This is a genomic window from Brevibacillus soli, assembly GCF_044759095.2.
Taxonomy (GTDB): domain Bacteria; phylum Bacillota; class Bacilli; order Brevibacillales; family Brevibacillaceae; genus JBIYSM02.
Map to the genome: position 1 here is coordinate 190,335 of NZ_JBIYSM020000001.1, position 7,041 is coordinate 197,375.

At 52.7% G+C, this 7,041-nt stretch carries 5 protein-coding genes and 1 CRISPR repeat array; of the genes, 4 read left to right on the forward strand and 1 reads right to left on the reverse strand.

The annotated features are described in order from the left end of the window. Positions 1-8: 8 nt before the first annotated feature. Genes cas4 through cas2 form a run of 3 tightly spaced genes read left to right on the forward strand, consistent with a single transcriptional unit; the run spans position 9 to position 2,025 of the window. The gene (cas4, locus tag ACE99V_RS00890; protein ID WP_400489062.1) at positions 9-692 is read left to right on the forward strand and encodes a CRISPR-associated protein Cas4; all 684 of its coding nucleotides are present in this window, start codon (positions 9-11) and stop codon (positions 690-692) included. Beyond that, positions 689-1,720, forward strand: a complete 1,032-nt coding sequence (gene cas1c / locus ACE99V_RS00895) for a type I-C CRISPR-associated endonuclease Cas1c (protein WP_400489077.1) — start codon at positions 689-691, stop codon at positions 1,718-1,720. The genes cas4 and cas1c overlap by 4 nt, the downstream gene beginning before the upstream one ends. Before the next feature lie 14 nt (positions 1,721-1,734). After that, complete coding sequence (gene cas2 / locus ACE99V_RS00900; protein ID WP_400489063.1) at positions 1,735-2,025, forward strand: CRISPR-associated endonuclease Cas2; 291 nt, start codon at positions 1,735-1,737, stop codon at positions 2,023-2,025. Between the two features lie 171 nt (positions 2,026-2,196). After that, positions 2,197-2,958: direct repeats of the CRISPR family, unit length 32 nt; unit sequence GTCGCCCGCCGTGCGCGGGCGTGGATTGAAAC. Positions 2,959-3,171: 213 nt separating this feature from the next. Here cas2 and ACE99V_RS00905 read toward each other — a convergent pair. Further along, positions 3,172-5,343, reverse strand: coding sequence for a cell division protein FtsA (locus ACE99V_RS00905; protein WP_400489064.1), 2,172 nt, complete (start codon positions 5,341-5,343; stop codon positions 3,172-3,174). Positions 5,344-5,615: 272 nt separating this feature from the next. Between ACE99V_RS00905 and ACE99V_RS00910 the strand changes: the two genes are divergently transcribed. Then, on the forward strand, positions 5,616-6,713 hold the full coding sequence (locus ACE99V_RS00910) for a bifunctional 3-deoxy-7-phosphoheptulonate synthase/chorismate mutase (protein WP_400489065.1): 1,098 nt from the start codon (positions 5,616-5,618) through the stop codon (positions 6,711-6,713). Positions 6,714-7,041: the final 328 nt, after the last annotated feature.

A 7,041-nucleotide genomic window follows, 5' to 3' on the forward strand; every position in this document is an offset into this window, starting at 1 on the left:
CAAGATGTATGTTGAAAGATGAAAACGATTTTTTAATGATATCAGGCATTCAACATTTTGCCTTTTGCGAACGTCAGTGGGCCCTAATCCATGTAGAACAACAATGGCAGGAGAATGTGCTGACCACACAAGGCCAGCACGTTCATCGCCGTGTTGATGATGATGGTTTTGATGAAACTAGAGGTGATTTGCGAGTTGTCCGCTCCATGCCGATCGTATCCGAAAATTTGAGGATTCGCGGTATCGCTGATATGGTGGAGTTCAGGCGTGTGAATGAGAAAACCGACGAAACGATTGTGTTAGATGGCCGTCAAGGGTTCTGGACGGTGGTTCCTATTGAATACAAGAGAGGAAAACCAAAGTCCGACGACCGTGACATCGTCCAATTATGTGCCCAGGCGATATGTCTCGAAGAAATGCTGAATGTTGCTGTTCCAGCCGGGATCATATATTACGCCGAGATACGCAGAAGAGAGCGCATTGAATTAACCAAAGAACATCGGCAGCGTGTTGAAGCGCTTGTCGCAATGATGCGCCATTATTATGATGAAGGGATTACACCTCGCGCTTTTTATAAAAAACACTGTCAACAGTGCTCGCTCCTCACAATTTGCCAACCGAAGTTGAGCGCTTCCGGCGCTAAGTCGGCTGCTGCTTATATCATGCAACACATAGGAGGGGATGAAGAATAAGACGACTATTGAACACGCTTTATGTGACATTGCCGGATGCCTATATCGGCTCCAAAGGTGAAACGTTACTTGTAAGTGCGAGTGGAGCAAAAGAGCTGCAGGTACCGATCTTAAATCTGGAATCGGTCATCGTGTTTGGATATAAAGGCGTGAGTCCAGATGCTATGCAACTCTGTATTGAAAACAACGTTTCCCTTGTCTACTTGACTCCTTATGGTCAGTTTAAAGCCCGTGTTACCGGGGAAACAAAGGGTAATGTGCATTTGAGGCGCACGCAATATCGTTGGAGTGATAATGATGAGAAGACACTTTTGCTCGCTCAACGTTTTTTGTACGCCAAGATAGCCAATGCTAAGACATCGGTTCAACGGACATTGCGTGATTACCCAGATCGAGTAAACAAGGATCAATTTAAATCTGTGATCTCCATGCTTGATCGACAGATAAGAGAAGTGAGGAATAGCAAATCGCTCGATCAACTGCGAGGTGCTGAAGGGCTGGCGGCTCGTCATTACTTCTCCATCATTTCAGAACAAGTACTTGTAAACAAAGAGTCCTTCCCATTTCCCGGGAGAGTAAAAAGGCCGCCAACAGATCGAATTAATGCGTTGTTATCGTTCTTGTACACTTTACTGGCTAATGATGTGACTCATGCGATAGAATCAGTCGGGTTAGACCCGCAATTAGGTTTTTTGCATCGGGATCGCTCGGGAAGAAATAGTCTGGCATTAGACCTTATGGAGGAATTTCGAGTATATTTGGCAGATCGCACAGCATTAACATTGATTAATCGTCAGCAACTTTCTCCAAACGACTTCATTGAGAAGGAATCAGGAGCATTTATCTTGACAGACGATGCCCGTAAAACCGTGCTGACTGAATGGCAGCAGCGCAAGAGGGATGAGATTCGTCATCCGTTTCTTGATGAGAAGATAGCTATCGGGTTGTTGCCTTATGCTCAAGCGATGTTGTTGGCAAGGTACATGCGAGGGGATTTGGATGATTATCCTCCATTTTTCTGGAAATAGCAGGTGAAGTATGGATGATGGTGTTAATCACTTATGATGTCAGTACACAGTCTGTTGCAGGGCAAAAAAGACTGCGGAAGGTCGCTCGGTTATGTGAAAATTATGGACAGCGTGTACAAAATTCAGTGTTTGAGTGCTTGATGGATCCTCATCAGTTCGCAGAATTGCAGTTTCAATTGCAAAAGATTATTAATCCAGAGACTGACAGTTTGCGGTTCTATCACCTGGGGTCAAAATGGAAAGGGAAAGTAGAGCATATAGGTGCAAAACAGGGGTATGATCCGGAGGGATTTATGATGATTTAATGAGTGCGAACCCCAAGTGAACATTAGAAACCAGTGTGGTTCGCAAGCCTGATTCCTCAATATTTGTGATATAGTACCCCGTTATGGGCGGATGTGGATTCAAACATCTTGTATGGGTTCGCGGAAACAAGTTAAAAAACTTAAGCGTGACAAGTGTTTATTGGAAGTACTGTCGCCCGCCGTGCGCGGGCGTGGATTGAAACACGGTGCTACTGGAGATTGTTGCGTTGGTCAGATGTCGCCCGCCGTGCGCGGGCGTGGATTGAAACGGATAATGTTTGATTATTCGCAGGTGACGTGAGCGTCGCCCGCCGTGCGCGGGCGTGGATTGAAACTTGGATGGCCGCCCGTGTTAGTGCAAAGTACTGTGTCGCCCGCCGTGCGCGGGCGTGGATTGAAACCCTGCTAACCTCGTATCGCCTACATCCTTAACCATGTCGCCCGCCGTGCGCGGGCGTGGATTGAAACAATTATGGCTTAACAGAAGTTCGAGTAGTCGTAAGTCGCCCGCCGTGCGCGGGCGTGGATTGAAACAGATCGACTACTCCCTGAACATACCAGCCGGACAAGTCGCCCGCCGTGCGCGGGCGTGGATTGAAACTTGGATAGCCCCAAATTTCTCAGGTTGAGCCATGTCGCCCGCCGTGCGCGGGCGTGGATTGAAACTTGTACCGCATGTATCGTTCAGCTGCCTTGCTCGCGTCGCCCGCCGTGCGCGGGCGTGGATTGAAACAAGGGAGAACGCGGCCTAAAGGCGCATATCTCCCAGTCGCCCGCCGTGCGCGGGTCCGGATTGAAACAGGGAACCGGGTCCACCAATCGCTGATCGTTGTTGTCGCCCGCCGTGCGCGGGCGTGGATTGAAACCGCTATGCGGTCATTCGCTTTTTGCTGTAATTTGAGTCGCCCGCCGTGCGCGGGCGTGGATTGAAACCTCGTAGAGAATCCTGTTTTGCAAAAACAGTAAGAAAACCCACTCGGCATTAGCTATCCTCGACCCACTCGGCGTTAGCTATCGCTGTGCCGAGTGGGGTCCCCTTCTTCGCCGGGCGGGGCCCCGAACCCTTTCCTTGTGGCTGTATTCGATGTCCAATTTTATAAATTCTTATACACTACAAAAGGCGACCTCATTCAGGTCGCCTTTTGTTTACTCCCAATACAGTTCAAGCTTGTCCCCGTTCTTGATCTCCGTCTGAAAGGAAGCGGGTTCCCCGTTCACCAGCGTGGTCAGCTTCGAGACGCCCTTCCCCTGCGGCTTGTCCAGCGGGATGTCGACGTATCGGAAGACATCGCTGAACAGCGGATTGGATCCCGGAGTGGCCTTTACGTTGATGACCGCGCCGTCTTGTACCTGTTCGGCCGCCTGGACCGGCATTCCGTTCATGGTAATGGCCACGTGAGCAGTGGAGAGAACCACCGGTTTGCCGTTGAATGACACCTTGATTTGCTCCTGTACCCATTCTTCCGGCGGAATCACTTCCTGGATGGTCGGCAGCGCAAAAGGCTCGATGGCGAAGTCAATGATATCACCTGAGCGGACCCGGTCGGAAAGAGCGGCTGGCTTACCGTTTACCGTAAGCGTCATCACCGTTTGCGGCAGGTTGTATTGCTGACCGTTCACCGTAAACCGGATGGCGGCTGACACCGGTTCCTGCGATGGAAAAAGGCCTGCTTCCTGAAGCACTTCTTCCACCGTGCGGGGAAGGCGGATTTCCACTTCGTTGCGGTCGGCAAGCGGCGAGTCAAAGGAGCGCGCAACACCGTCCACCAAGGCGATTGGACCGATCGAGAGAGGTTGGCCGTTGCAGATGATTTCCAGACAGTCCGGCTGCTCTACGAGATCGGACAGGACGGCTTGAGCATCGTGGCCGTCCTGTCCGGGGATGACGGTAATGAAGTCACCGTTTGCGATCGGTGCGTCCAGACCGGCCGGCTCGCCGTTTTTCTGAATGACCGGAGGCGTACCGTGTCCGCCCGGAATGATTTTCATCCGGCCGTTCACCGTTACCGTCATGGCCAGACCCGGTCTTCCGTACAGGCGGCGTATGTCCATCCCCGCGGTGATGAGTGCGTCACCCAGTGTCATTTTGCGCAGATCGAAGATGCGGACAGGCGCGTCGTTCACTGTAACGGTGACGTATTTGATGGGGTGGCGTCTCGCAGCCACGGCGATGCCCACCGGGGTGACAAACTCAGGCCCATTGATTAACGGATGCGAGCCGACGAACTGTTGAATGGCGTCAGCACCTCGTACCGCCACGCGTGCGGGAGGCAGCTCCAGAACCCCGGCAATCTTTTCCGTCAGCTTCGGGGTCAAACTGCCTCCGCCGATCAACATGACCGCTTGCGGAGATTTTCCGTTCAGTTCCAGGATTTTGGTGCCGATTTTCACAGCCAGCTGGTTGATTTCGCCGTCGATGGCAGCCACCACCTCCTCGGACGGGAGGGTGTGTTCCATTCCCAGAATATCCTGGAAAGTGACCATCTCGTTTGCATGAAGCGCCCGTTTTACTTCTTCGGCCATGGGAAAATCGAGCAGGAAGGCGTTCATCAGCGCGTCGGTAATTTCATCGCCCGCAACCGGAACCATGCCGTACGCGGTTACGGCGCCCTCTTCCGTCAATGCGACGTCGGAAGTGCCTGCGCCGATGTCTACCAGTGCAATATTGAGTCGGCGCATGGTGGCGGGGATCAGTACGTTAATTGCGGCGATCGGCTCCAGAGTGAGCGCCTGCATCTCCAAATCGCAACGCTTTAACGCGGCCAGCAGCGAATCGACGACGACACGCGGAAGAAAAGTGGCAATCACGTCCACACGGGCTGTGTCGCCTCGCTGGTCGACGAGGTTGCCGATCAGTTCTCCGTCCAGGTAGTAGTTCACCACACTGTAGCCGACGCAGTAGTAGCGGGTAAAATCCTTTTCGTTCAGCTCTTGCGCCAGCTGTGCCTGTGCCTCCTGAACAGCGGAGAACTCCAGCGTCAATACGTCATCGCGTGTAATGGCGGCGTGCTGGGAGATCGCCAGTTCCACCTGTACGCGGCGCGTCCGCAGCGAACGGCCGGCGGCAGCGACCGCGACTTGGGTGAGCGGCCCGTATTTTTCCTGCAGCTGCTCCTTTATCTGTTGAATCACTTTGGAAACAGCCACGACATCGTGGATTTGCCCGTCCAGCATGGAACGCTCGTCGTGTTCGCGGATGGCGCAGTCGACTACCCTGTACTTGTCGCCGACCGGTTCCACAATCAATCCGACCACACTGCGTGTTCCGATATCCAATGCAAAAATCAGCTCTTGCGGGACTGTATGGTTACTTGACAAGTGTATGTCACTCCTTGCGGAAAATCATCGCGGGAAACCAAATTCTTCTATCTATTATCATTCGACTTACCGCCCGAGAATCCTGTCGAATGTTGCAGACAGAGAATCGCAAAACTTTTTTGAAAACGCTGCAATTTTCTTTACAAAATACTTTCGCGCTTTTTGGCGCTAAACTGCTGACAAAGACGCCTGCTTCGATTATAATAGTCCCTAATTTACGGTCTAACGACTGCAATACCTACCATACACGAAAGAGGAGAGTGGAGAGTACCATGGCACACGACCAAATCGAGACCATGCGCAGACAAATAGACGAGATCAACCTGCAAATCCTCGAACTGATCAACAAGCGGGCGACCCTCGTTCAGGATCTGGGCAAAGAGAAGCTGAAGCAAGGCATCAACCGCTTTGATCCGGAGCGGGAGCGTCAAATGCTCAATCAGCTGGTGGAAAACAATAACGGGCCATTCAGCGACAACACCATCCGCCACCTGTTCAAGCAGATCTTCCAAGCGTCTTTGGACCTGCAAAAGGACGACAACAAGAAGGTACTGCTCGTCAGCCGCAAGAAGAAGCCGGAGGACACGGTGATTACCGTAAAAGGCGTGGAGTTTGGCGGAGGCACTCCGATCATGATCGCCGGCCCCTGCTCCGTAGAGAGCTACGAGCAGGTTCGCGCCGTAGCCGAGAATCACGTGAAGCGCGGCCTGCGCGTACTTCGCGGCGGCGCGTACAAACCCCGTACGTCCCCATACGACTTCCAGGGTTTGGGCGTTGAGGGCTTGCAAATCCTCAAGCGCATCGGCGACGAGTTCAACCTCGTGACGATCAGTGAAATCGTTACTCCGGCCGACCTGGAGATGGCGACACAGTACATCGATGTGATTCAAATCGGCGCACGCAACATGCAGAACTTCGAACTGTTGAAGGCAGTCGGACGTCTGAACCACCCGGTTCTCTTGAAGCGCGGTTTGTCTGCTACCATCGAGGAATTCATTTACGCTGCCGAGTACATCCTGTCCGAAGGAAACACACAAGTCATGCTTTGCGAGCGCGGCATCCGCACCTATGAAAAAGCGACCCGCAACACACTGGACATCTCCGCGGTACCGCTCTTGAAACAGGAGACGCACCTGCCTGTCTTTGTCGATGTGACTCACTCGACAGGTCGCCGGGATCTGCTTCTGCCGACCGCAAAAGCAGGCCTGGCAGTTGGATCCGACGGCATCATGATTGAAGTGCATCCCGATCCGGATGTGGCCCTCTCCGATGCGAAGCAGCAGGTAACCATCCCGCAGCTGAACGAAATTCTCGACGAGCTGCTCGCATCCGGCCTGTACAAGGGCGAAGCGGCAGCTGCGCGCCGCTAGGATGCATGAGGCCTTCCTCCCGTTTGGAGGAAGGTCTTCCTTTTGGCAGATAGGAATTTACAAAATTGTACCTATCTGCATAAGTGCAACTACGGCTCCGCCATCGCCAGGGGCTCGGCGGTCGCCGACATCGAATACAGCCACAAGGAAAGGGTTCGGGACCTAAGCCGACACCAGCGTTAGCTAGTTACTCCTGAAAAAATCGTTTTTTGGCAGAAGCATCTCATTGTGGTGAATCTCAGGGGGCTACTGTGTAACTGTATCCGTTAATCGTTGCTTATTTGGCCATTTGGGCTGCTCTTCTGAGGTTATGAGCCCAGATTCCGAA